The organism is Rhodoferax sp. GW822-FHT02A01 (genome assembly GCF_038784515.1).
In the GTDB taxonomy this organism is placed as follows: Bacteria; Pseudomonadota; Gammaproteobacteria; order Burkholderiales; family Burkholderiaceae_C; genus Allorhodoferax.
Genome location: NZ_CP152376.1, coordinates 748,871 through 771,626 on the forward strand (window position 1 = coordinate 748,871; position 22,756 = coordinate 771,626).

25 protein-coding genes are annotated in these 22,756 nt (G+C 62.8%); 6 read left to right on the forward strand and 19 right to left on the reverse strand.

Translation table 11 applies throughout. From position 1 onward, the window contains the following. Window positions 1-2: 2 nt before the first annotated feature. The 8 genes from AAGF34_RS03555 to AAGF34_RS03590 form a co-directional block, all read right to left on the reverse strand. On the reverse strand, window positions 3-1,091 hold the full coding sequence (locus tag AAGF34_RS03555; protein ID WP_342621027.1) for an ABC transporter substrate-binding protein: 1,089 nt from the start codon (window positions 1,089-1,091) through the stop codon (window positions 3-5). Window positions 1,092-1,171: 80 nt separating this feature from the next. Then, complete coding sequence (locus AAGF34_RS03560) at window positions 1,172-1,591, reverse strand: acyl-CoA thioesterase (protein ID WP_342619256.1); 420 nt, start codon at window positions 1,589-1,591, stop codon at window positions 1,172-1,174. A gap of 13 nt (window positions 1,592-1,604) precedes the next feature. Beyond that, entirely contained in the window at window positions 1,605-2,369 is a 765-nt protein-coding gene (locus tag AAGF34_RS03565; protein WP_342619257.1) for an SDR family NAD(P)-dependent oxidoreductase, read from the reverse strand. A gap of 42 nt (window positions 2,370-2,411) precedes the next feature. Continuing rightward, the gene (locus AAGF34_RS03570; RefSeq protein WP_342619258.1) at window positions 2,412-3,662 is read right to left on the reverse strand and encodes a thiolase family protein; all 1,251 of its coding nucleotides are present in this window, start codon (window positions 3,660-3,662) and stop codon (window positions 2,412-2,414) included. A gap of 27 nt (window positions 3,663-3,689) precedes the next feature. Further along, a complete protein-coding gene (locus tag AAGF34_RS03575; protein ID WP_342619259.1) occupies window positions 3,690-5,552 on the reverse strand; it encodes a feruloyl-CoA synthase in 1,863 nt (620 codons plus the stop codon). Between the two features lie 58 nt (window positions 5,553-5,610). Beyond that, on the reverse strand, window positions 5,611-6,393 hold the full coding sequence (locus AAGF34_RS03580) for a crotonase/enoyl-CoA hydratase family protein (RefSeq protein WP_342619260.1): 783 nt from the start codon (window positions 6,391-6,393) through the stop codon (window positions 5,611-5,613). A gap of 87 nt (window positions 6,394-6,480) precedes the next feature. Further along, entirely contained in the window at window positions 6,481-6,942 is a 462-nt protein-coding gene (locus AAGF34_RS03585; protein WP_342619261.1) for a MarR family winged helix-turn-helix transcriptional regulator, read from the reverse strand. Window positions 6,943-7,073: 131 nt separating this feature from the next. Then, complete coding sequence (locus AAGF34_RS03590; protein WP_342619262.1) at window positions 7,074-8,207, reverse strand: porin; 1,134 nt, start codon at window positions 8,205-8,207, stop codon at window positions 7,074-7,076. A gap of 205 nt (window positions 8,208-8,412) precedes the next feature. Between AAGF34_RS03590 and AAGF34_RS03595 the strand changes: the two genes are divergently transcribed. The 4 genes from AAGF34_RS03595 to AAGF34_RS03610 all read left to right on the forward strand — a co-directional run bounded on the left by AAGF34_RS03595 (window position 8,413) and on the right by AAGF34_RS03610 (window position 10,434). Then, window positions 8,413-8,922 (forward strand): MarR family transcriptional regulator, encoded by a 510-nt coding sequence (locus tag AAGF34_RS03595; RefSeq protein WP_342619263.1) that lies wholly within the window; start codon window positions 8,413-8,415, stop codon window positions 8,920-8,922. An 11-nt stretch (window positions 8,923-8,933) separates the two neighbouring features. Further along, window positions 8,934-9,302: a DUF2946 domain-containing protein gene (locus tag AAGF34_RS03600; protein WP_342619264.1), complete on the forward strand. Its 369-nt coding sequence runs from the start codon at window positions 8,934-8,936 to the stop codon at window positions 9,300-9,302. Window positions 9,303-9,401: 99 nt separating this feature from the next. Beyond that, the gene (locus AAGF34_RS03605) at window positions 9,402-9,947 is read left to right on the forward strand and encodes a YcnI family protein (RefSeq protein WP_342619265.1); all 546 of its coding nucleotides are present in this window, start codon (window positions 9,402-9,404) and stop codon (window positions 9,945-9,947) included. Window positions 9,948-9,969: 22 nt separating this feature from the next. Continuing rightward, entirely contained in the window at window positions 9,970-10,434 is a 465-nt protein-coding gene (locus tag AAGF34_RS03610) for a copper chaperone PCu(A)C (protein WP_342619266.1), read from the forward strand. Between the two features lie 39 nt (window positions 10,435-10,473). On the opposite strand, the gene AAGF34_RS03615 is transcribed toward AAGF34_RS03610, so the two are convergent. Continuing rightward, a complete protein-coding gene (locus AAGF34_RS03615; protein WP_342619267.1) occupies window positions 10,474-11,088 on the reverse strand; it encodes a hypothetical protein in 615 nt (204 codons plus the stop codon). Between the two features lie 104 nt (window positions 11,089-11,192). After that, window positions 11,193-13,331 (reverse strand): carboxy terminal-processing peptidase, encoded by a 2,139-nt coding sequence (locus AAGF34_RS03620; RefSeq protein WP_342619268.1) that lies wholly within the window; start codon window positions 13,329-13,331, stop codon window positions 11,193-11,195. A 128-nt stretch (window positions 13,332-13,459) separates the two neighbouring features. On the opposite strand from AAGF34_RS03620, the gene AAGF34_RS03625 reads away from it, so the two are divergent. Both AAGF34_RS03625 and AAGF34_RS03630 read left to right on the forward strand, forming a co-directional pair. Beyond that, complete coding sequence (locus tag AAGF34_RS03625; protein WP_342619269.1) at window positions 13,460-14,566, forward strand: DUF2345 domain-containing protein; 1,107 nt, start codon at window positions 13,460-13,462, stop codon at window positions 14,564-14,566. Continuing rightward, the gene (locus AAGF34_RS03630; RefSeq protein WP_342619270.1) at window positions 14,553-15,881 is read left to right on the forward strand and encodes a DUF2931 family protein; all 1,329 of its coding nucleotides are present in this window, start codon (window positions 14,553-14,555) and stop codon (window positions 15,879-15,881) included. Before AAGF34_RS03625 ends, AAGF34_RS03630 begins: the two co-directional genes overlap by 14 nt. 48 nt (window positions 15,882-15,929) lie before the next feature. On the opposite strand, the gene AAGF34_RS03635 is transcribed toward AAGF34_RS03630, so the two are convergent. From AAGF34_RS03635 to AAGF34_RS03675, 9 genes are read right to left on the reverse strand one after another with little or no spacing between them, the layout of a single operon-like run. Next, window positions 15,930-16,706 (reverse strand): UPF0149 family protein, encoded by a 777-nt coding sequence (locus AAGF34_RS03635; protein ID WP_342619271.1) that lies wholly within the window; start codon window positions 16,704-16,706, stop codon window positions 15,930-15,932. 18 nt (window positions 16,707-16,724) lie between these two features. Next, window positions 16,725-17,090 carry a hypothetical protein gene (locus AAGF34_RS03640; RefSeq protein WP_342619272.1) on the reverse strand — a complete coding sequence of 122 codons (366 nt, stop codon included), beginning with the start codon at window positions 17,088-17,090 and terminating at the stop codon, window positions 16,725-16,727. 7 nt (window positions 17,091-17,097) lie between these two features. Next, window positions 17,098-18,735 carry an FAD-dependent oxidoreductase gene (locus AAGF34_RS03645; RefSeq protein WP_342619273.1) on the reverse strand — a complete coding sequence of 546 codons (1,638 nt, stop codon included), beginning with the start codon at window positions 18,733-18,735 and terminating at the stop codon, window positions 17,098-17,100. Between the two features lie 15 nt (window positions 18,736-18,750). Continuing rightward, window positions 18,751-19,038 (reverse strand): 2Fe-2S iron-sulfur cluster-binding protein, encoded by a 288-nt coding sequence (locus AAGF34_RS03650; protein ID WP_342619274.1) that lies wholly within the window; start codon window positions 19,036-19,038, stop codon window positions 18,751-18,753. 55 nt (window positions 19,039-19,093) lie between these two features. Beyond that, window positions 19,094-19,933 carry an SIR2 family protein gene (locus tag AAGF34_RS03655; protein ID WP_342619275.1) on the reverse strand — a complete coding sequence of 280 codons (840 nt, stop codon included), beginning with the start codon at window positions 19,931-19,933 and terminating at the stop codon, window positions 19,094-19,096. Window positions 19,934-19,941: 8 nt separating this feature from the next. Beyond that, on the reverse strand, window positions 19,942-21,105 hold the full coding sequence (locus AAGF34_RS03660; protein WP_342619276.1) for a DegT/DnrJ/EryC1/StrS family aminotransferase: 1,164 nt from the start codon (window positions 21,103-21,105) through the stop codon (window positions 19,942-19,944). A gap of 2 nt (window positions 21,106-21,107) precedes the next feature. Continuing rightward, window positions 21,108-21,365, reverse strand: coding sequence for a hypothetical protein (locus tag AAGF34_RS03665; RefSeq protein ID WP_342619277.1), 258 nt, complete (start codon window positions 21,363-21,365; stop codon window positions 21,108-21,110). Window positions 21,366-21,367: 2 nt separating this feature from the next. Further along, the gene (gene nifT, locus AAGF34_RS03670; protein ID WP_342619278.1) at window positions 21,368-21,586 is read right to left on the reverse strand and encodes a putative nitrogen fixation protein NifT; all 219 of its coding nucleotides are present in this window, start codon (window positions 21,584-21,586) and stop codon (window positions 21,368-21,370) included. Continuing rightward, on the reverse strand, window positions 21,586-22,749 hold the full coding sequence (locus tag AAGF34_RS03675) for a cysteine desulfurase family protein (RefSeq protein WP_342619279.1): 1,164 nt from the start codon (window positions 22,747-22,749) through the stop codon (window positions 21,586-21,588). The genes nifT and AAGF34_RS03675 overlap by 1 nt, the downstream gene beginning before the upstream one ends. Window positions 22,750-22,756: the final 7 nt, after the last annotated feature.

Here is a 22,756-nt window from a genome sequence, read left to right on the forward strand (position 1 = left end):
TGTTATTCGATTTTCCAGTCGCCGTTGACCACCTTCACGATCACGCCGGTGTCCAGGGTGTAGCCCCAGTGATCTTCCTTGGTCCAGTTGAGCGTGCCGTGGGCCACCACGGTGCGGCCCATGGTCTCCAGCGCATCGCGTAGGGCCGCGCGGAATTCGGGCGTACCGGTCTTGGCCTTCTTCAGCGCCAGGGGAACCGCTTTTTCCAGCACCAGGACGGTGTCGTAAGCGTGGCCGGCGAACTGGTTGTGGCTGCCCGCACCATAGGCTCCGTCGTACTTGGCCACGAAGTCCAGGGCAAACTTCTTGGAGGGGTTGGAGTCTGGCAACTGCGCCGGTGCAATCACCGGGCCCGACACCACATAGGTGCCTTCCATGGCCTTGCCACCCACGCGCATCAGGTCCTTAGTGGCAGCGGCATGGGTCTGGTAGATCTTGCCTTTGTAGCCACGGTCCAGCACGGCCATCTCGGGCATGGCGGCTCCGCTGCCCGAGGCCACCACCAGGATGGCATCGGGATTAGCGGCGGTGAGCTTCAAGGCCTGCGCGGTCACGCCGGTATCGGTGCGGGCAAAGCGTTCGGCGGCCACCACCTTGATGCCTTCCTTGTCACCGGCAGCGGTGAAGGCCTTGAGCCACTGTTCGCCATAGGCATCGGTGTAACCCAGGAAGCCCACCGTTTTGACGCCCTGCTTCTTCATGTGCGCAACCACGGCGTGCGCCATGACGTCATTCGACTGGGGCAGACGGAAGGACCAGGTGTCCTTGCCGGGTGGCAGACCAATGGGGGTGGCTGCGAGTTGCACCGTCTGGCTTTCCACCGCCACGTCGGCAATGGCAATCCCCACCGGTGTGGCAGCGGAACCGAGCAGCACGTCCACCTTCTCTTCGGCCACCAGGCGGCGCGCGTTCTTCACGCCCTGGGTGGGATCGGTGGCATCGTCGAGCACGATCACCTTGAGCTTCTCGCCGGCAATCTTTTCCGGCCACAAGGCGATCTGGTTTTTCATGGGAATGCCCAGGCCGGAGGCCGGACCGGTCAGCGGAAGAATCACACCGATGGTGAGGTCGGCCATGGCCAGACCCGACATCAGTGTGGTTGCGGCAGCGGCAATCACTTGGTAGCTAAGTTTCACGGTTGTCTCCTTTTTGTGGTGGTTGAAGCAGTGGATCAAGAGCACAGTGTCTTGATGAATTCCGGTACCGGAATGGATTTCATGCGCACCTCGTCGCCGGGCAGGCGCACGACGAAGGCACGCACCTCGGTGCCTTCGCACAGCAGGTCGTCACCGCGCATGACGACATGGCGGTGCAAAAAGACCTTCTCGCGCCATTCGGTCACGCTGGTGTGGATCTGCAGCCGCTCTCCATAGGTGGCCGGTCGCTTGAACTGGGTGTTGATCTCCAGCAGCGGGGTGCCGATGATGCCGGTGGTCTTGACCAGTTCGCGCCAGGGCTGCACACCGCACTTCACGAAGAAGTTCAGCGAAGAGGCATCCATCCACTTGGAAAAATTGGGGAAGAACACGATGCCGGCGGGATCACAGTCCCCGAACATCACTTCCACTTCGTAGATCACGGTTTTGCTCATCGTCTTCCTTGGGTTAGCGGGGGGCCATGCGCAGTGCGCCGTCCAGGCGTATCACTTCGCCATTGAGGTGGCCATTGGTGACGATATGCGCAGCAAGCTGCGCGAACTCTTCGGGTTTACCCAGGCGTTTGGGGAACGGGATGCTCTCGGCCAGTGACTTCTGCACCGCTTCGGGCAAGGTGCGCATCAACGGCGTGGCAAACAGGCCGGGCGCAATGGTGCACACGCGGATGCCGTGCTGCGCGAGGTCACGTGCCATAGGCAGGGTCATGCCCACGACCCCGGCCTTGGAGGCGCTGTACGCCTGCTGGCCCACCTGGCCGTCAAATGCCGCCACCGACGCAGTAAACACCATCACGCCGCGTTCGCCATCCACCAGCGGCTCCTGCTGTGCACAGGCGGCGGCAAACAGGCGCGCCACGTTGTAGGTACCCAGTAGATTGACCTCGATGACTTTGGCGAAGTCCTCCAACGGGGCGGCGCTGCCGTCCTTTGCAATGACACGCTTGGCGCTGCCGATGCCGGCGATCTGCAGCAGGATGCGCGCCGGCCCATGGGTTGCGGCTGCCTGCTCCAGGGCCGCTTGCACGCTGGCGGCATTGGTCACGTCACACTGAATGGCCAGGCCACCGATTTCGCTGGCCACCTGCTGCGCCTGTGCCAAGTTGACGTCCAGGATGGTGACCTTGGCGCCCAGGCGTGCGAGCTCGCGCGCGCTGGCCTCGCCCAGGCCTGATCCGCCGCCGGTGACCAGTGCCGCTTGTCCTGTGATGTGCATGGAGTTCCTTTGCTTGTGCGTGGGTTGTCTAAGGGTGCGGTCTCAGGCTGCAGCGGGGTTTTCCAGCAGCAGGGCAATACCCTGACCGCCACCGATGCAGGCGCTGGAAACGCCGTAGCGCAGACCGCTGCGCTGCAGTTCGCGCGCCAGCGTCAGGGTCAGGCGCACGCCGGTTGCGGCCAAGGGGTGGCCCAGGGCAATCGCACCGCCGTTGACGTTGAGCCTGGACATGTCCAGGCCCAGTTCGCGGCCCACCGACAGGGTTTGCGCACCCTGGGCTTCATTGATCTCGAACCGGCCCACGGCATCCAAAGACAGCCCTGCGCGTTCCAGCAGCAGGCGGATGGCAGGCGCCGGGCCTATGCCCATGATTTCCGGTGGCACCCCCACCACGGCGGCAGCCACCACGCGTGCCAGCGGCTTCTTGCCTTGGGCTCGCACATAGCTGCCCGCGGCCACCACGGCGGCCGCCGCCGCGTCCACCAATGCCGCGCTGTTGCCGCCGGTCTGCACGCCGTCCGGATACACGGTGCGCAGCTTGGCAAGCACTTCGACCGGGGACGGGCGGGCATGGGTGTCGGTGGCCACTTCGGTTACCTTGCCCTGCAACTGGATGCCGCGCGTGGCGTAACCGGGAAGCTCAAACTTTTCGCTGACCACGGGCGCAATCTCGCCAGCATGGAAACCATCGGCCTGTGCGGCCACCGCCTTGGCAAACGACGCGCTGGCAAAGGCATCCACCTCTTCGCGGGTGATACCGTATTTTTTGGCCAGATTCTCGGCCGTCTGGATCATGGTGATGCCGCAGGCGGAATCTTTCAGCGCCTCCCACAGAAAATCCTTGAACTCCACCGGCGCACCCAGCTTGAAACCGGTGCGATGGGTGAAGGAGGCAATCGGGTTGCGGGTCATGGACTCTGCGCCCACCACCAGGGCCACATCGGCACACCCGGCCTGGATCTGCTCACCCGCCTGGCGGAACAGCTCAAAACCGGTGCCGCAGATGCGCTGCACCATCAACGCGGGCACGGTCTGTGGCACACCTGCATACAGAGCGACGTGGCGCGGCAGCATGAACTGCTCGTAATCGCCAGGCGCCATGTTGCCGGTCAGCACCGTCTCGATGTGATCGGCCGGGACGCCTGCCTTGTGCAAGGCTGCACGGGCCGCTTTGATACCGAGATCGGTGGGCGAGATGTGGCCCAGCGCACCGCAGTAGTCCACCATGGGGGTGCGCATGCCGTCGATCATCCAGATGTCGTCGAATGCGTTGAAGAATCCTTTGGATGCCATATGGTTCCTTGTATGGGTCGTGCTTAGTTAGTGGGATGGTGTCAGCGTGTGAGGCAAACGGCCATCGTGCATTGCTTCAACAATGGCACTGCGATGGGCCAACACGGCACGCTGGTTGATGGAGCCCTTGTCGGTGATCTCGCCCAGATCCAGCGACGCAGGCGTGGACAGCAGGCACAGCCGGGCAACGCGGTTGGCGCTACCGGTGGCCGTCTTGGCCAGCTCATCCACCAGACTCTGGAAACGTGCGAGCACGGCGGGCGCGGCCAACACACCTTCCAGCGGTGCGCCGTCGGGCAAGCCACTCAACGCGCGGCAGAGCGCCGCATTAGGAAACACCATGGCGCCGACTTCGTGCATATTCAGGCCGGTAATCACCACGTCTTGCACCAGTCCGGCGGCACTGGCGATGATCTTGGCGCGCAACGGCCCCACGCTGACAAAGGTTCCGGTTGCGAGCTTGAAGTCTTCGGCAATGCGGCCATCGAACTTGAGGCCCAGGTGGATGTTGTTTGCATCGATCCACGCGACCGCATCGCCGGTTCTGAAGAATCCTTCTTCGTCAAAGTGGGCCTTGGTCTCTTCCGGCGCCCGCCAGTATCCAGGTGTGATGTTGGGTCCGCGGTAGCGCACCTCCACCTTGCCGTCGCTGGGCACCAGCTTGAGCTCCATGCCCGGCGCGGGCAGGCCCAGGTCACCGGCGCGCACCTCCGGGTTGGTGACATAGATGCCAAAGGGGCCGGACTCGGTCATGCCCAGGCCACTGGTCATCACGATGCGCTCGCCGATTTCCGCTTCTTCGCTGGCGTACAGGCTGTCCCACACCGGCTGTGCCAGTGCGGCACCAGCGTAGAAGAACATCTTGACCCTGGAGAGAAAGGTGCGGCGCAGCGCATGGTCGATCTGCATGGCCGCGGCAATGGCTTCAAAGCCGGTGGGCACATTGAAGTACACAGTGGGTGCCACTTCACGCAGGTTGCGCAAAGTCTCACCAATCAATGCGGGTACCGGTTTGCCTTCGTCGATGTAGAGCGTGCCACCGTTGTAGAGCACCAGCCCGAAATTGTGGTTGCCACCAAAGGTGTGGTTCCAGGGCAGCCAGTCCACCAGCACCAGCGGATCCTCGGCCAACACCGGCATGCTCTGGCGCATCTGCTGCTGGTTGGAGCACCACATGCTTTGGGTATTGATCACCGCCTTGGGCAGTTTGGTGGAGCCACTGGTGAACAGGAACTTGACGATGGTGTCCGGCCCGGTGGCCGCAATGGCGGCATCCACCTCTGCCGTTGCTTCAGTATCCAGCAAGGCACCGAAGCTGGTGCTGGCGCGCTGCTCCAGCGTACCCCGGCACAACACCACTTCCACGTCTGCAGCCACTACGGTCTGAATGGCCTTCTGGTAACGCGTGGCATCCGAGGCAAACACCAGGCCGGGCGTGAGCGTGTTGTAGACATGGCGCAGCTTGGAGTAGTCGGTGCTGATGGTGGAATACGCAGGCGACGCGGGACACCACGGCACACCTGCCAGCATGCAACCCAGCGACAGCAAGGCGTGCTCGGTACCGTTTTCCGACAGGATCAGGACCGGGCGCTCGGCGCTCAGGCCGCGTTGCAGCAGTGCCTGTGCAATGCAGCGGGCCCGCTCCAGCGCCTGAGCGTAGGTGATGAACTGCCATGCGCCCCGGCTGCCATCGGCCTCGCGGCTGAGTTGAGCCATCCAGACGCGATCCGGTGCGGTTGCCGCCCAATGGAGCAGGCGATCGGTCATGCGCCTAGCGGTAGCCTGCAGCGGCACCTGCGCGCGCAGGTATTGCACGCCGTTGGCGCCATCGGTCAACTCACCACGGGTCACTCCGAACTGGAGTTCCCGATACTTGTACTTTGCTGTCATTGTCTTGTCTCCTGCTTGCCCTCGGCTTCTGCGTCCGAAAGTCAGGTGGGGTTGGTTGTCAGCTCTTCTGGACCTTGGCGGCCCGGCCTTCCAGAAAGGCCGTCACGCGGGCCTTGGCCTCGGGTGCGCTCTGGGCAATGGCGGCCATCATGGCTTCGGTAAAGAAGCCCTGGTCCGAAGGTTGTTCTGCGATGCGCGGCAGTGCGTGCATCAATGCGTAGTTGGTCAGGGGCGCGTTCTGTGCAATGCGCAGCGCCAGTTCAAAGGCCTTGGCCGAAGCGGTTCCGGCAGGCACCAGATACTGCGCCATGCCAATGCGTTCGCCGTCCTGCGCGTTGTACACACGTCCGGTCAGCATCATGTCCGTCATGCGTGCGGTGCCGATCAGGCGCGGGATGCGCACAGCACCACCACCGCCCACAAAAATACCGCGCGAACCTTCGGGCAAGGCGTAGAACGTGGTCTCGTCTGCCACACGGATGTGGCAGGCACTGGCCAGCTCCAGACCGCCTCCGACCACAGCACCGTGCAGTGCCGCGACCACGGGAACCGGGCCGAACTGCACACGGTCCAACGCGTCATGCCACATGCGCGAGTGGTGTAGACCTTGGCCCGCATCTCTTTCCTTCAGCTCAGACAGATCCAGGCCAGCACAGAAGTGCTCACCTTCGCCTTCGATCACGGCGGCCCGGACCGACGTGGGCATTTCATCGAAGAGCTTGCGGATGGCCAATACCAGTCCGTCGTTGAGTGCGTTGCGCTTGTGGCTGCGCAGGAGGCGAATCACTGCCACCTCCTGGCTATCGCCTTTGAGCTCCATCTGTATGTCTTTGCGTGTCATCGGTTCTCCATCAAGTGGGTGAATTATGGTTATATTTAATAACCAAATGATTGGTGTTTACCCTGTGTGATTCAACGCGCCGCAGCGCTAGCGGTAGACCTTCTGCAGCAGCCGCAGCAGTGTCTTGCGCTCACTCTCGCTGAGTTTGCTACAGGCCTTGAGTTCCAGTTCACTGGCCTTCTTCTCCGCTGCGCGCAACATCTCCACGCATTCGGGTGTGGGGTGCAATCCCGTGGCGCGACCGTCATTGGGATGGGGCCTGCGCACCACCAGTCCGCGCTTCTCCAGGCCATTGAGCAGCGCCACCAGATTGGGTGGCAGGATGCCCAATGCGGCGCAAATCTGTCGGGACGTGATGCCCGGGTTGTGCAGCACCAGCGACGCCACGGAAAAGTCCACCGGCCTCAGATCGAACGGCGCCATCTCCACCAGGAAAACCTCGATGACGGCCAGCGCGGCGCGCCGGGCGTTGTAGCCCAGCAGGGTCTCCAGAAATCGCGTGTCGACGTCTTCGACGAAGGCAGTACTGCTCTTGCTTGGTGTGGGCATAGGAGTGTCAGGTGATCTCCGCCCGCGTTGCGGGCAGGAGCGGTGGCAGCGATGATAGCAATGCACCACACATTTTCCGTGGCAGGTGCGCATGCCGGTGTGCGGCACGTGCACCTGCCACGCTCACTGCGTCAGAAGGCGTAACGAAGACCACCCACAATGCCGGTTTGCGAGCCGCCCGCCACCGGGTTGCTGCCGGAGGCACCGGAGCTGACCGATATGGCCAACGCACCTTCGTTGGCGATCTGACCCAATCCAGCGTACACCACCAGGCCGCTTGCCAGCGTGTAGGTACCGCGTGCAACGAACAGTTGGGCCTTGTTCGAGGAGTCCTTGAACGTAAGCTGCGACACCTGCGCATCCAGCACAAAGGTGGGCGTCACGGGATAGGTCACACCGAAGAACGTCAGATCGCTTTTGGGGGTGGCAGCGCTGCCCATGTTGTTGCGGGTCATCAGGCCGCCGGACAACTTGACGCTGCCGAACTTGTAGTAGCCGTTGAGTGTGGTGCGACGGTCGGTCAGATCGCTGGACGTCAAGCCCAGCGCGGCCCACGAACCTGCTCCACCATTCATCTCGTCGATGGCGGCAGCCACGCCCCAGGTGGGCTGGTCGTACTTGGCCATGACCGACCATTCACGGCAGGCATTGGGGTCGTTGGCCGACTCACCACCGCAGTTCGTGCCGGCGGGGTTGTTGGGCGTGGGGTTGGCCGAGTCGCGGCCGGTGCTGAACGTTGCGCCCATGGTCAGACCGCTGAAGCTGCCTTTCCATGCCAGCGAGTTGTCAACGCGCGTGTTGGGGATGTAGCTGTCGAGCGAACCCAGACCGAACACCATCGGACCAATGTTATCGGCATCGAGCAAGGACCAGTACAGCATGGTGTATTGGCGCCCCACCGAGAACGTACCCCAGCTGCCGCTCAATCCGACAAACCCCTGGCGACCAAACAGGCGACCGCCCTGACCCGAGGTACCGGAGTCGGGCGCAAAGCCGCTCTCCAGCGTGAACACGCCGGTGAGTCCCTCGCCAAACTCCTTGCTGCCACGGATACCGACGCGGGAAGGAAGCGCGCCAGTGGTACTGGCCATACGCACGAGATTGTTGCCGGTGGTGCCTACGTTGTTGATGCTTTCCTCGCCGATATCAATGAGTCCGTAGATGGTGTAAGCCGGAGCGCCTGGTGCGCTTGCAGTCGTACTTTGTGCGTTGGCGAGAACGCAGATCGCGCTGAGTGCTATGGCACTGTAGGTATTTCTCTTCATGTCTTGTCTCCTGTAGTTTGTGATGGGGCAAACGATTTGTCGTCGTACGGGCCGTGTGTTGAATCACGCGTGCTCAATCTGATTTCAGCTCAGATATGATTATGTTATGTAATTATCTTTGGTAACTATCTAGTACAAACCCCAAGACAATCGACGAAACTTGTTACTCAACCTAAGTAAATGAGCCAAGGTGATAATCGCCTGAATGAACAAGAAGACTGTGAAATCCGGCAGCACTCCGGGCTCCGGCAGCGTGCAAGTCGCAGGCGGAATCCATGCCCTGGTTGGCTACCAGCTGGCACTGTCCACCGCAGTGCTGAGTCCCGTCTACTTCCGCGAGGTCGGCCTGCCCATGCAGATGGGGAGAATAGAGTTCACCATCCTCAATCTGGTGGACCTGACTGACGGCATGACCCCTACCCAGATATCCCAGGCCATCTCCATCAAGACTTCCAACATCACGGTTGCTGTGGACAAGCTGGCAGCGCGTGGACTTCTGGTCCGGGAAAAAAGCCTGCGTGACGGACGTGCCCAGCATCTGCGTCTGACAGCCCAGGGCAAGGAGCTTGTCAAGGACGCATTGGTTCGTTTGAAGAAGGCCGAGGAAGTGGCCATGAGCCACCTCAGTCCGGGCGAGCGGTTAATGCTGCTGGAGCTGCTGAGCAAACTGGCGCTGCCGCCCCCAGGCGCAACGCACACAGCACCCGCTGGGTAATAATGCGATCCATGTCGACCCTCCAGTCCCTTCGCGAAGCGCGCTCCATCGTCCGATGGATGCTGCTGTGCTTTGCGCTGTCGATTGGTGTGGCCATTGCTTCGCCGCTGGTCAATCCGCAGGGCATGGAACTGGTCTGCTCGGCCACGGGCAACGTCAAGCTGGTTCCTGCCAACGACGCGGCAGGCCCGTCCAACCCGTCAGTCACCCACGCACTGCATTGCGTGATGTGCCTGCCCTTCGGCGCGCCCCCGGCCGCCGAGATGCCGGTACCGGGCGCACCGGACCTGGGCCAGGTCTTCCATGCGGCCCGTCCCGCAGTCGCCGTCTGGCGCCTGGCCGACCCCACGTCGGCCCGTGATCCTCCGTCCTCCATCTGAACCCGACATTGGTCTGCGCCGCTGAGGCGCAGCCATGGCGCATTGCCGCGTTGGCAGTGCACGCCTTGTTTATTCAGATTCGACTACAGGACATCCAACATGAAGATCTACACCCAATTCGTTCTCGCCCTGGCCACTTCCCTCACCGCAGTGGCCGCCCTCTCCCACGTGGTTCTCGATGACCCGGTTGCTGCCGCAGGCGCGGCCTACCGCGCGGTGCTGCGCGTGGGCCATGGCTGCGATGGCGCCTCCACCAATTCGCTGTCGGTCACCATCCCCAGCGGGTTTGTGTCTGCGCAACCGCTGGTGAAACCCGGCTGGAATATCTCCACCAAGATCGGCAAGCTGGCCGAGCCTTACGAGATGCACGGCAGCAAGATCACCGAGGGCGTGCAGGAAATCACCTGGACCGCCAAGGGCCCGGAAAATGCACTGCCCAATGCCTTGGCAGATGAATTCGTCTTTCGCGTCACCACCCCCAAGAAGCCCGGTGCCACCTGGTTCAAGGTCGTCCAGGGCTGCGACAAAGGCAGCAATGAATGGGTGGAAATCCCCGCTGCCGGCCAGGACGCGCATAGTCTGAAGTCGCCTGCGGCACGTCTGGACATTCTGGACGTGCAGGCCGCTGGAAGCCATTCCCACTAAACCACCACCCCAAAGGATCACCATGAAATTCGTTCGCATTGCCTGTGTATCGTTGATGGCCGCCTGCGGCTCGACTGCCCTGTGGGCCCAATCGCTGGATGTGCAAAACCCCTGGGTACGGGCCACGGTGCAGGGCCAAAAAGCCACTGGCGCCTTCATGACCTTGACCGCCAAGGAAGGTGGCAAGCTGGTGGGCGTGAGTACGCCAGTAGCCGGTGTAGCAGAGGTCCACGAAATGAAGACGGACGGCGGCGTCATGAAGATGCGTGCGGTCGAGGGTGGACTGGACTTGCCGGCGGGCAAGGCAGTTGCCCTCAATCCTGGCGGCTACCACGTGATGCTGATGGACCTGAAGCTGGGTCTCAAGGCCGACACCACCATTCCGTTGACCCTGGTGTTCAAGGATGCCAAGGGCGCGGAGAGCAAGATTGAAGTCAAGGTACCCGTGCTGATGACCCCGCCTACCGCAATGCCCATGTCGCATTGATCCTCTGCCGAAAGCAGTAGCCGCAGACGCCGTTCAGGCTCAGGGCTGACTCGGCCGCTGTGGCGGTGTGCCTTGCGGTGCACCGGAGGGCGGGCCGGCGTCATCACCCTTGGCAAACACCCAGGCATTGGGTTCCAGTGACACCACCAGTCGCTTGTCGGCGATGGCTTGCTGCGAGATGCTCAAGGATGCGTACAAGGGTTTGACGGCATCCAGCACCTCTTCCCATCCGGCCGCGCGATTGCTGGCCCGATCAATCTGGCTGCCTATGCGCTGCATGGCACTGCCTTCCGTGGGCGCGGGCCGGCTGGCCCAGGTGCCTTCGTCGAGCATGATTTTTTCCACCGCGCCCGCATAGCGCGCATACAGCGCCACTTGCTGGGGCGTGAGTTGCAATTCACCGGGCAAGCTGCGCAGCCGTTCACCGGCGGCCATCTTGATCAGCGTGGCGCCAGCGGGTCCGGGTGACTCGGCAGACGCACTCTTGCAATCACCACCCGGCCGGCCTCGCCCGCCTCCTGGCCCACCCATTCCTCCACCCATCCCCCCGCTCATCTGCGCACGAACGGCACCCGCACCCAGCAGTCCCAGTGCCGCCACACCGACCCAGGCGCGGCGCGTGCCGAGGTTCACGGTTGAAGATTTGTCAGTCATCGCGTATCGCTTCCCATGCAAATGGAGCGATCGTAAGTGCGCCTTGCACCAAGGCTATGTCTGCAGAGTCAAGTTATGCAAATCCGAAAAAGCACCACGCACGGCTACTTCTGGGAGGCGGCCAATCGCGGTTCCGTCTTGGCCACATCCAATGCATCACTCAGAACGCGCGCGGCCTCCAGCAGGAAAATATCCTTGGCTTCCTTGCGCGCCTTTTCCGCCGAGATCGAATTGGCAAGGCTGCGCTCGTTGGGCAGCAGTCCATCGTCACGGGACGCGGCCACGGTATCGGTCGCCGGCGTCTTCGCCGACTGGTCGGTAGCCGTGCGGGAGGCCAGACGCGCTTCCTGCGCGTCGCGCTCCTTGCGACGTTCCGCTTCGTTGAGGGAGATGGTGTTCTTCTTGCGCTCCTGCTTGAACTTTGCGATGTCCTCGAACACGTGCTTCATGTCCGCGTCGACGGCGACCCGGATCTCATGCTTTTTCAGCAGCACCGGGACCATACTCTGCAAGTCACTGGTAGGCACGAAGTCTGCCGGCTTGATCTGCGTCCAGGGCAGCGCATTGTCATAGCTTGCCTCACCATAATCACCTTCATCGGTCCCGCCTTGCAAGGGGATGTCGGGCACCACACCACGCAGCTGCGTGGTTCCACCATTGACGCGGAAGAACTGCGCCACAGTCATCTTCAACTCGCCAAAGCGCGGTTTGCCATTCTTGGCAATGGCGTCCAGATCGACCATGGACTGCACCGTGCCCTTGCCGAAACTGGGGTCCCCCATCACCAGCCCGCGCCCGTAATCCTGCATCGCTGCGGCGAAGATCTCGGAAGCTGATGCCGAGCCGTGGTTGATCAGAATGCCCAGCGGGCCATTCCAGATGACCTTGGCCTGCCCATCGCGTTCCACCGAGACACTGCCGTTGGCCTTGCGCTGCTGAACCACCGGGCCGTTGCCCACGAACAGACCGGTGAGCTCGATAGCCTCGGCGAGTGAACCGCCGCCGTTGTTGCGCAGGTCAATCAGCAGGCTGTCAACCTGCTGCGCCTTGAGCTCCTGCACCAGACGGGCCACATCACGGGTCGCGCTGCTGTAGTCCTTGTTGCCAGCCTGCTTGGCGGCAAAGTCCTCGTAAAACGAAGGCAGGGTGATGACGCCGATGCGGTGGGTCTCACTGCCCTTGGTGACGGTTTGAATTGACGACTTGGCTGCCTGTTCGCTCAGGCGTATCGGCTTGCGCACCAGGGTCACCACCTTGTGGCTTCCATCCGGTCCGGCCTGTGCGGGAAGGATGTCGAGCCGCACCACGGTATCGCCGGGTCCGCGAATCAACTGGATGACGTCATCCAGGCGCCAGCCCACGACATCGACTATGGGCCCGGCCGTGTCCTGCCCCACGCCGACAATGCGGTCTCCCACATGCAATTGCCCGGACAGACCGGCGGGCCCGCCAACCACCAGTTCCCGGATGGCGGTGTAGTCCTCGGTCTCGGCCAGGGTTGCACCAATGCCAGTCAGCGAAAGTCGCATGGAAATATCAAACTCAGCCGCAGCTCTGGGTGCCATGTAATTGGTATGCGGATCAATCGACATGGTGTAGGCGTTCATGAAGGTCTGAAACGCCTCTTCGCTCTTGACCTTGGAGATACGCTGCATGGCATGCGCATAGCGCTTGTCCAGGATGTCGGCGATGCTGGCGCTGTCCTTGCCCGCGATCTTCAGGCGCAGCCAGTCGTTCTTGACACGCCTGCGCCAGAGATCACGTATTTCCGCTTCGCTCTGCGCCCAGGGCAGCTTGTCCCGGGAAAGCTCCAGCACCTCACGCGCATTGAAATCCATGCTCTGCTTGAGCAGGGTTCTGGCATAGGCGAAGCGCTCGGTCGCCCTCTGCTCATACAGGTTGAACATGGCAAATGGCAGGCTCAGGTCTTCCTTGAGGATGGCGTTTCCCAGCTGGTTGCGCTGCGCGGCAAAGCGGTCAATGTCCGCCTGCACGAAGAAATACTTCTCACCGTCCAGCGCCTTCAGATACTGGTCAAAGATCTTGCCGGACAGGGTGGTGTCCAGCGCCATGGCCTTGTAGTGGTAACGCGTCAGGACCTCCGCGGCCAGGCGCGCGGCCTGCGCCTCGTAGCGTTCCGGGGTCAGCGTGGGCGGGGCGGACAGGCCGACATCGGGCGTTGCGCCTTGTGCAAGCGCCGCAAAGCCCAGTACCAGCCACAACAGTCTTTGTTTCAGTTTCATGCGCAGGGTTTTACCATGGGGCGAGCGCCGGGGTGGCACTCTTTTGAGTGCCAGTATGGCGTGTGTGCGTTTCAAACTGCTTGCGAACGACAAAGATTCGGTAAAGCTGGACGGCTAAGAGCTTTCTGGTGAGTGCCAAAGAGGCAGTTCGCATCTTCGGCCGCAAGCTGGGCATACGGCTCGTTGCATGGGGTGGCGATATCGAAATCACGGCAGTGGAAAAGGGCGTGCACTTCCTGGCCAACGTCAGCATTACCGAAACGGCAGACGTCATCGAATTCCGCGCCAAGAAGGAACTTGAGCTGGGCGGAGGCAGCAGCTACAGCGTGCTCAACAAGGCGGGCATCAAACACAACACAGCGGGTGAGTTTGTGGTGCATTCGGCAGGTACGTCTATGGAGGGGCCTCAGAGTTTGCCAGTGGTCGATCTGCCCGCATCCAAGGAAGAGATGAATGAAATGTTTGTACTCAAAGACAAGAAGGGCAATCCGGTTGCCAATTACGGCAATGACGTGGACGATCTGGGCCTGCGCTTTGTGGATGATTCCGCGTTTCGCGTGTTCCATCTGGTGGCGCTAGACGAATACCGCGAGAACTTTTCCGACACCACCATAGAGAGCGCCCGTACAGCCGACTCCACCTTCCACGGTATCCGTGCTGCCATGGGATTCGAGCTGGGTATTCCTGGTGCTCACTCCGATGTGGGAGGCGGCTACACCACGGACTTCGGGAAACCTATTACCGAGGAACGCAAGCTACCGCCGGCGCGAACCCTCAATATGGGCGATGGGCAAAGCACGGATCTACCTGGCCCTCAAGAATTCGTCTACGCGCACGGCTGGTACACCCCTAATGACCAGAATCCCACCCGCTGGCTTCCTTGGCAGCATACGCGCAAAGTCACCGGCGACTACTACAAGGTGGCCTTGTCACTGATGGTGGACATGGCTGAGCGTTTTTCCACTGCGCAATACAGAACGAAGTTGGACATGAACGCCCGGGAGGCGGCCATTGCACCGCTGCAACCCAGTCTGCGGGCTTTCGTCGCATCCAACGCCTTTGCCCCAGCAAGACCCAGTCGCATGAACTGGGAACTTGACTCCGAACTGGGCCAGCAGGCCGCCAAAGAAATCCGCCACAAGCACCTGCATCTCTCCTTTAACCTGGACGCAACGGGCATGGGGCCACGCTACAAAAACATCAACACACTGGAGCGCCACCATGAACCCGGATGAGCGCCACACCAAACATGCAGCACCCGTCATGGACCGGCGTCGCTTGTTGCTCACACTGGGTGTGGGTGCCCTCACAACAAGCAAGCGCGCCAACGCTCAAAGCTGGCTCCATCACTTATCCCAATCCTTGAAAGGAAACACCGTGAACGCCTATGCCACCGAACTATTCAAATGGGATTTGACATTCTGTTCGTATGGCTTAGACATTGATCCCAAGGGGCAAGGTAGCGTCAAGACGCTTTGGAATGACAACTGGTTCAAAGACACAGACAGCAACATCGTTGCCAACTTTTACACGGGCTTTGGCGCAGCTTGGGGCGCCGGCAGCGCCGGCATGGGGGGAACCAATCCCCGTGGAAGTCGCCTGCCCAAGACTTTCAGGTTGACCTACTACGACTATTTGGAAGACCGCTTTTACCAGGTGGAGGGCGAATTGCCTATGCGGCGCATGTATGAGTTGTTCAAGCCGCGCACCATTGACAAGGATGTGGAGTACGGCAGGGTCATTCCCTGCTTCAACGATTTGCGCATCGGCGTGGCACCACTAGGCAACGTCATGATTTGGGCAGCCGGGAATGATCAAGTGGAACTGCAAACTTATCACGGTCAAGTCGTCATGCAGGGCGTCACGCGCAAGAGGTACAACGACAGCCTTCCCGGCGGCACCTTCACGCTGATGGAAGACCGCGACACGGTGCTGTTGGGCGGGCGCATGAAGCCCGAAACCCTGGAACGCATCAAGGCGGGTTGGGTACCTGACCCCACGTGGTACATGCGCACCATTCGGGTCAAATATCCTTGGCGCCACAAGCTCACCGGCAATGTGACGCGTATGACAGAGCTGGAGAGCTACCAAGGCAATGCCGAAGCTCAGACCATAGGCGCCTGGGAAATGGGCCTGTATGAAGCCACTACTGCGATGCGCGGCGTACCCGATACGGCCAAGTTCTGGTTCCATGATCGCTCTGGCGTGCGACACCATCTATGGATCAGCTTTTCCTTACGGGAACGGGCGGTATCTGAGTCTGACCTTTCCGAGGTATGGGCAGCATTTGAAAAAATGTTTCCCGGCCGCAGCATGGACGACAACGCCTACGCACCATCGGACGAAGACATGGCAACGGTGGAAGTCAACATCAGTGACGACTTCAAGACATTCACTGCCAGTCTGGTAAAGGGCACAACCCGCTTGCCGCTGCCTGTGGGCCGGACGCAGCACTTTGCGCTGGAGCCTTACACGCACTGGCCCGGACAAAAAACGGATGATATCAAGCCAGAGGTCAAGCGGCGGTTTCTGCTAGGCCCGGATGCCTGAACGTTGTCCGCGACACGCGGATATAGCTGACGACGTCACTTTCACTCTTCAACCGCCGCCGCAGCACTTCTTGAATTTCCTGCCACTGCCGCAGCTGCATGGGTCGTTGCGCCTCGGTGTGGCCTGTGCGTGTACGGTTTCCACCCGCGGGCCCAGGGTGCGCCAGGTTTCACGCATGTTGTAGACCGCCCAGATGGAGTCGGCGAATGCTTTCATGCGCTGGTCGCTCACGGTGGGCAATGCCGCCAGCTGGTTGTCCACAAAGGCAGAGAGGGTGGGCTCGTCGGTATCGTCCAGGGTCAATTGTTCCAGCAGGTTCAGCGTAGTGGCGCGCCAGTGTTGTGCGGCCTTGTTGCGCGGCCCGGCCCATTCCTCGGGCCATGCGTTGACGGCGGCCAGAAAGCCCACGGCCCAGAGCTGGCCGAAGGATGCCAGCTGCGCCCAGTTTGCGGGCGTGCGCTCTGCGGATGGCAAGGCGGCGTACGCGGCGCGTGCGTCGGTCACTTCCGGCTGGTAAGCCCTGGGGTCTTCCAGCGTGGTGACCGGTGTGTCCAGCGCCAGCGCGACCGCATTCCAGCGGCGCATCCACAGTTCCAGAAAACGCTGCTGCAGGGCCGCATCGGCGAACACGGTTTCCAGTGGCAGGCGCGCCCCATCGGTGGTGAGCAGCACCGGCAGGTATTCATCGGGCTGCATGGGTCGGCGGCAGCACACCAACGCAGCCAGGAACCCTTCGCAAAACTCCCAGTGCGGTGTGACCTTCAGGCGCAGGCGCAGGGCGTCGAGTATGCGTTCGAGCTCATTGAATTCATCGGCAGTCAGCATGGGATACGCGCGCAGGTTCTAGGGCGTCATGCGAAACAGCGCGGGCTGGCTGTGCTGGTAGAAGCGCAGCCACAGCAAGGTGGCAGGCACCAGGGACTCGCAGGCAAACCACAGGGCTTCATCCAGCGCCTCACCGGCGGGCAGATCGAAGCGCGTACGCATGGTGTCCCAGCCGCTCCAGTCCAGCTCCGGCAACGCGCTGCGGATGGCGGCGTCCACCTGGCGGGCGCTGTCGGCCAGCACCACGAGCTGGCGCAGCACCTCGCGCCGCGTCAGGCGCGAGCGCAGCAGTTCCTCGCGCGACAGATCTTCCACCAGGGTGGCCACCGCCGTTGCGGCTTGTTCCATCAGCCCCAGCAGGGCGCTTTCCAGGATATGGGTCATGCGGGTTTCAGGCTGGCAGATGGGCTTCGGCGGCCAGCAGTAACCGGCTGTTGAGCTCAATGGCAAATTCGCGCCAAGCCGATGCCATGTCGCGGGTGATGGCACGCAGCGTCTCGGCGTCCGGCCGGTGTTCCTGGGCAAAGTTGGACAGAGCGCAAGACGCGCCGTTGAAGGCCAGTGCACGGTCCAACAACTCCTTGTTCCAGCCTTCAAACGGCGCCAGCAAGGCCGCCGTCAGCGCGTGGCGGCCCTGCACGACTTCGGCCTGGGACGCATCCAGGCTTTCCAGCAACGGGTCCAGACGGGAGAGGGCTTCGCTGTAGCACTGCTCCACCGTGGCCACCAGAGCGCGCTGGGTCAGCATGTCCGTCTGCTGCGCCACGAGCAAGCGCGTGAGGTGCTGGCGATAGCGCTCTGCCGCCAGGCTGCGCAGCGTCACCACACCGCAAGAATAAGCACCTATGGCTGCGGCACGGGTCAGGCGCTCACCGTGTTCGCTGCTATGGGCTAAAACAATCTGCCCGCGCAGCAAGGCATGGGCCATGCGGTCGGCAGATTCGAGTGCGCCCTCCATGTGCCCTGCCCCATGCGCCGCCGTTTCACTGCCCCCCATATACAAGCGGCCACCCCACAGGGGCTGGCGCAACAGCGGATCAGCCTGCGGCGGCTCGCCCGGTTGGGCCAGGTCCAGGGCGCTGCAGGTCCAGGGCTCCAGAGCCCAGTCCTGCACAAACCAGCGGCCCTGCTGCGCCTCTGCGCCAAAGAGCTGGGCCAACTGGCTTTCCAGCAGCAGAGGCAGGCCGCGTTGGAAGTTCTCCCGCTGCGCCGCATCCAGCGCCACAAAGCCGCCCAGCGCGCCCGGTTGCTGCGCTTCGCCAGCGTGGGCGCAGCAGTCATACACCGGGTCCAGCACGGCCTGCGGATGGCGCACAAAGGCATTGCCCGACTGGCCGTTGCTGCGCCAGAACGCCTGCGCAAAGGTGCTCAGGGCCTTGGCCTGTGCCGCCATCCAAGTCGGTGTGTCCTGCATGGCCTGCGTCACGTGCTCGGGCAAGGCCGGCAGGAATTCCAGATGCTGCAGCGCCAGCCGGGGTGGCAGTGCCAGCACTACATGTTGGGCACGCACCACCTGGCCTTGGGCCATGACCAGTTCGACGCGATTGCCGCAGTCGCGCACGGCACGCACAGTCTTCCCCAACTGGATGCTGTCTTGCGGCAAGGCCACGGCCAGTGCCTGCACCAGCGCGGCCACGCCGCCCTGAATACGGCGGGCACCGGCATGCACACCGTCCGGCTCATGGCGCGGCTCGGGTGCGCGGTTGGGGTCGGTGAGCCAAAGCGCGTCACCCGGATCGTGTTGCGCCATGTCGGGCAGGTTCAGCGCGGCCAGCAATGCGGCCACTCGCGGCTCGGTTTCCGGCCAGAACCAGGTCGGCCCCAGGTCCAGCGCCTGACCGGTGTCGGGACACTGCAGCGTGAGCGCGCGACCACCCAGGCGCTCACGCGCCTCCAGCAGCTGCACCCTGAGCCCGCGCGCATGCAGGGTGTGCGCCAGGGCCAGGGCGCACAGGCCTGCACCGACGATGGCAACGTCCCAGGTCGGCTCCGCATTGCGGGCGATGGGCAGCGGCACAGGCTCTGTCATGGCATGGTGTGGCGGTTAGAGCAGTTGCACGGTAACGGCTTCTTCTCCCAGGATGGCCTGGCAGGCCAGGCGCGAGGCCGAGGCAACGCCGACCATGCCGTCGAGCTTTTCGTTTTCGGCACGCTGGATCTTGGACAGGCTCTTGCGGCCCTCGGGCACCATCACATGGCAGGCTTCGCACTTTGCGCCGCCGCCACATTTGGTCTTGATCGGTTCGCCTACCGACTGCAAAGCGGCAAGCAGGCTCTGGCCGGCAGCCACGTCATAGGATTTGCCGGAAGGAAGAACGGTGAGAGTGGTCATGGTGTCAAACGGGCACGAGGGCCATTGGTGGTTGAGGAAACGGAACGAAAAAAACTCAGGCGGTGGCATCCACCTGCAGCGCGGCAATCAGCGCTTCAGAAAACTGCGCCAGCGGCATGGCGATGCGGGTGATGTTCTGCTCCTGCAGAAAGCGCGCTTCCATGCGGGTGGGCTCTTCGGGCAATACAGCCCAGTGCTGGTCGCTGGAGCGCTTCATGATCTGGCGGGCAAAGCAGCGGGTGAGCTGGTCGTCAAACCTGCAGCCCAGAAACAAAAAGCTGCGTCCGCTGCGAAAGGCCTGCACTGCTGCCGGGATGGGTGTCTGGATATCGATCTCGGTGAGCACCTCGACAAAGTCGCTGTCCGACACCAAGTAGTTGGATGCCGGGCTGTGGCTGCCCAGCGGTTTGTAGAGCAGGCGCTCGGCCGTGGCGGGCATGTCTGGCAGCAAGGTGCCGTCGCTACCGTAGGCGGCAACCCAGTCGCCGAAGTGCTCCGACTGCGACAGGCCTTGCACCTGCGTCCACTCGCCCGGTGTTTGCGAAAGCGCCTTGGCAAAGGTGTCGTCATACCAGGTGTCCACCCACAGCTGCGCAGCACTTCCTGCCAGCACCTTGTGCAGTGGCGAGGGCGCAGGTGAGCTGGCATAGGCCTCGTTCATCAGATGCACCACCGATTTGCGGTGCTTGAAGTTCTCGATGAACTGCGCCGCCTGTGTGAGGCGCTTGCGGATCTTGTGCGGCACGCTGACCTTGACGGTCATGCTCTCGGCCAGCGCCAGCGGCGTGGCGGGTACCTGCACGTCGCTGCACAGGCTCAGCATGTCCGGCCCCAGATAGGGAATGACCGTGCCGCTGTCGAGGCTGTTGGCAATGGTGTGGATCAGATCGGTCATGGTGTTCCTTAGAGGTAAATAGCGGCGCCCGCACCGACGTTTGTCGCAGTGTCCTTGAGCGTCTTGACGATGTACTGGACCTGTTCTTCATCCAGCTGCGTGTGCAACGGCAGCGCCAGGGCGCGGTCGCCGATGCGGTCGGTATCAATCAGCACGCCACGGCGCCGTCCAATGGCATCGGCGGCGTTCATGTAATAGAACTGCTGGTGCAACGGGTGGCTGTAGGCAGCGGTCTCCACACCGCAGGAGCGCAGGTCGTCGATCATCTGCGCGCGCGCACTGCCGGAGAAGCGCTTGCCCAGATGCACCACGTAGAGCATCCAGTGCACCTCGTCCACATGCTCGCCGATGTAGGGTGGCTTGACGCCCTCAAAGCTCTGCATCTGGTCGTGGTACCAGGCCACCACCTGCTTACGTGCATCAAGTCGGTCGTCCAGCCCGGCGAGTTGCGCCAGACCCAGTGCGGCCGTAAGTTCACTCATGCCCGCCTGCAAGGGCACGCGCGAGCCGACCGATACCGAAGAGCGGTCCGCCAGTCGGCGCTGGCGCAGGTAGCGCAGCTCATGTACCAGCATGTCGTCGTCGGTCACGACCATGCCGCCCTCACCCGTGCACAAGGCGCAAGGTGCGGAGAAGTCGAACACCGACACATCACCGAAGGTGCCCACTTGGCGGCCCTGGTAGCGCGAGCCCAAGGCTTCGGTGCTGTCTTCAATGAGCACCAGACCATGGGCAACAGCCAGGGCGCGCAGAGGTTCCCAGGCGGCCGGGTGGCCGTTGGTGTTGCCAGCCAGCAAGGCGCGGGTCTGCGGCGTGATCTTGAGCGCGGCCTTTTCGGGGCTGAGGCTACCGGTCCAGTAGTTGATGTCGGCAAACACCGGCGTGGCGCCGCACAGGGTGATGGCCTGTGCCACCTGGTGCCAGGTGTGCGAGGTGCAGATCACCTCGTCCCCCGGGCCTATGCCCAGTGCGCGCAAGGCAATCCAGGTGCCCAGCGTGCCACTGCCCACCGCCACCGCATGCTTGCGCCCGACCCAGCCTGCAAAGGCCCGCTCGAACGACTCCAGCATGGGGCCATCGCCCCAGCGTGCGGACTCCAGCACGGCGCTCACCAATTCGATTTCGCGCGCGCCGCATTCGGGCTCGAAGAGGGAAATCAGGTCGACTTCCATAGTTAGTTTTGCGTCAGGATGAGGGCGGTGGCTTCGTCTGCCCGGTCCGTCACCGACCAGCAGTGGCCGTTGCTGCTTGCCAGGTAGACATTGCGGCTGCCCAGCTTGAGCGCGGGTGTCTCATCGCGCATGTCCATGGCATCGACCAGCACCACGCGCATGGCGGGGTCACGGGCGCGCCAGAGGGCGGCGGCGTCACGCAGCGAGGGAGCGGCGCCAATCACTTCGCTGGCGTTGCGCAGGTATTCGGGGGTGACCATGGCTATTCGTCCGTGAGCGCCAGGCGGCGTGCTTCCACCGTGATGGGCAGCGGTGTGTCGGCCGGCATCTCCGGCAGCTCGAACTGCCAGCCATTGGCCAGCGTCACCAGCCCGCCCCACATCGCCGGGTTGGCCATGGAAACAATGGGTTCCTCCAGATCTTTCTTGGGCACATAGCCGGTCAGCACGCCCTTGCTGTCTTTGCGGATCATCAGTTTCATCATGGACTTTCGGTGGTGGATGGGGTGGTCGTTTCTTCGCGCAGCAGCGGTGCCAGCAGGGGCGGCAATTTGTTCAGCAGGTAGCCCACGTCGCCGTGGGTGGTGTCACTTCCCAACGAGAAGCGCACAGCGGCCAGCGCCTCGTCGGCAGGCACGCCCATGGCCTTGAGCACATGCGACGGCTCGCTGCCGCCGGAGGAGCAGGCTGCACCGCTGGAAGCGGCCACGCCCAGTGTGTCCAGGCGCTGCAGCACCACGTCAACCGACAGCTGACCAAAGCGCAGGTAGCTGGTGCCGGGCAGGCGCGCCACCTGTTGGCTCCAGACATGGGTGGCGGGCAGTGCCTGCTGCAGCCCGGCCTCCAGCGCGTCGCGCAGCTGGGCAATGCGGGCCGCTTGCTGTTCCAGGTCGCCCAGGCGCTCCAGTGCGGCGGCCATACCCACGATGGCCGGCAGGTTCTCGGTGCCGCCGCGCCGACCGCGCTCCTGGCTGCCCGGCGTGGGCGGCACAAAGGCCGTGCCCTGGCGCAGCAGCAAGGCGCCTACGCCCTTGGGGCCATGGAACTTGTGCGCCGACAGCGACACCGCATCGGCGCCGCTGGCAGCAAAGTCAAACGGCAGCTTGCCAATCAGCTGGGTGGCATCCACATGCATGCGGGCGCCGACGTTCTGTGCGAGCTGGGCTACGGCCTCATACGGCATGAGCACGCCGGTCTCGTTGTTGGCCGCCATCAGCGATACCAGGGCCACATCCGGCCCCATCAAAGCAGCAGCGGCTGCCACATCCAGCGTGCCGTCGGCGCGCACCGGCAACCAGTCCACCTGCACGCCGCTCTCGGCCAGCGCACGCGCCAGCTTGAGATGGGCCGAATGCTCCACGCGGCTGAACAGCACGCGGCGGCGAACGGGCTCTGCCGCTGCCAGCAAGCCGCGCACCGCCATCTGGTTGGACTCGGTGGCGCCGCTGGTGAACACCACTTCCACCGGCTTGCAACCCAGCACACGCGCCACCACGGCACGGGCCGCACCCAGGGCGCGCTTGGCGTCCTGACCCGGGCCGTGCTGCGACGAGGTGTTGGCCCAGGTGCTGCTCATCTGCTGCAGCATGGCCTGCACCACGGCGGGCGCGGGCTGGGTGGTGGCGTTGTGGTCGAGGTAGATCATGGTCGTG

Bases quoted from the DNA above. Each gene is read 5' to 3' on its own strand.
- AAGF34_RS03555 (WP_342621027.1), bottom strand. From the start codon at position 1,091: ATGTCGGGTCTGGCCATGGCCGACCTCACCATCGGTGTGATTCTTCCG.
- AAGF34_RS03560 (WP_342619256.1), bottom strand. From the start codon at position 1,591: ATGAGCAAAACCGTGATCTACGAAGTGGAAGTGATGTTCGGGGACTGT.
- AAGF34_RS03565 (WP_342619257.1), bottom strand. From the start codon at position 2,369: ATGCACATCACAGGACAAGCGGCACTGGTCACCGGCGGCGGATCAGGC.
- AAGF34_RS03570 (WP_342619258.1), bottom strand. From the start codon at position 3,662: ATGGCATCCAAAGGATTCTTCAACGCATTCGACGACATCTGGATGATC.
- AAGF34_RS03575 (WP_342619259.1), bottom strand. From the start codon at position 5,552: ATGACAGCAAAGTACAAGTATCGGGAACTCCAGTTCGGAGTGACCCGT.
- AAGF34_RS03580 (WP_342619260.1), bottom strand. From the start codon at position 6,393: ATGACACGCAAAGACATACAGATGGAGCTCAAAGGCGATAGCCAGGAG.
- AAGF34_RS03585 (WP_342619261.1), bottom strand. From the start codon at position 6,942: ATGCCCACACCAAGCAAGAGCAGTACTGCCTTCGTCGAAGACGTCGAC.
- AAGF34_RS03590 (WP_342619262.1), bottom strand. From the start codon at position 8,207: ATGAAGAGAAATACCTACAGTGCCATAGCACTCAGCGCGATCTGCGTT.
- AAGF34_RS03595 (WP_342619263.1), top strand. From the start codon at position 8,413: ATGAACAAGAAGACTGTGAAATCCGGCAGCACTCCGGGCTCCGGCAGC.
- AAGF34_RS03600 (WP_342619264.1), top strand. From the start codon at position 8,934: ATGTCGACCCTCCAGTCCCTTCGCGAAGCGCGCTCCATCGTCCGATGG.
- AAGF34_RS03605 (WP_342619265.1), top strand. From the start codon at position 9,402: ATGAAGATCTACACCCAATTCGTTCTCGCCCTGGCCACTTCCCTCACC.
- AAGF34_RS03610 (WP_342619266.1), top strand. From the start codon at position 9,970: ATGAAATTCGTTCGCATTGCCTGTGTATCGTTGATGGCCGCCTGCGGC.
- AAGF34_RS03615 (WP_342619267.1), bottom strand. From the start codon at position 11,088: ATGACTGACAAATCTTCAACCGTGAACCTCGGCACGCGCCGCGCCTGG.
- AAGF34_RS03620 (WP_342619268.1), bottom strand. From the start codon at position 13,331: ATGAAACTGAAACAAAGACTGTTGTGGCTGGTACTGGGCTTTGCGGCG.
- AAGF34_RS03630 (WP_342619270.1), top strand. From the start codon at position 14,553: ATGAACCCGGATGAGCGCCACACCAAACATGCAGCACCCGTCATGGAC.
- AAGF34_RS03635 (WP_342619271.1), bottom strand. From the start codon at position 16,706: ATGCTGACTGCCGATGAATTCAATGAGCTCGAACGCATACTCGACGCC.
- AAGF34_RS03640 (WP_342619272.1), bottom strand. From the start codon at position 17,090: ATGACCCATATCCTGGAAAGCGCCCTGCTGGGGCTGATGGAACAAGCC.
- AAGF34_RS03645 (WP_342619273.1), bottom strand. From the start codon at position 18,735: ATGACAGAGCCTGTGCCGCTGCCCATCGCCCGCAATGCGGAGCCGACC.
- AAGF34_RS03650 (WP_342619274.1), bottom strand. From the start codon at position 19,038: ATGACCACTCTCACCGTTCTTCCTTCCGGCAAATCCTATGACGTGGCT.
- AAGF34_RS03655 (WP_342619275.1), bottom strand. From the start codon at position 19,933: ATGACCGATCTGATCCACACCATTGCCAACAGCCTCGACAGCGGCACG.
- AAGF34_RS03660 (WP_342619276.1), bottom strand. From the start codon at position 21,105: ATGGAAGTCGACCTGATTTCCCTCTTCGAGCCCGAATGCGGCGCGCGC.
- AAGF34_RS03665 (WP_342619277.1), bottom strand. From the start codon at position 21,365: ATGGTCACCCCCGAATACCTGCGCAACGCCAGCGAAGTGATTGGCGCC.
- nifT (WP_342619278.1), bottom strand. From the start codon at position 21,586: ATGAAACTGATGATCCGCAAAGACAGCAAGGGCGTGCTGACCGGCTAT.
- AAGF34_RS03675 (WP_342619279.1), bottom strand. From the start codon at position 22,749: ATGATCTACCTCGACCACAACGCCACCACCCAGCCCGCGCCCGCCGTG.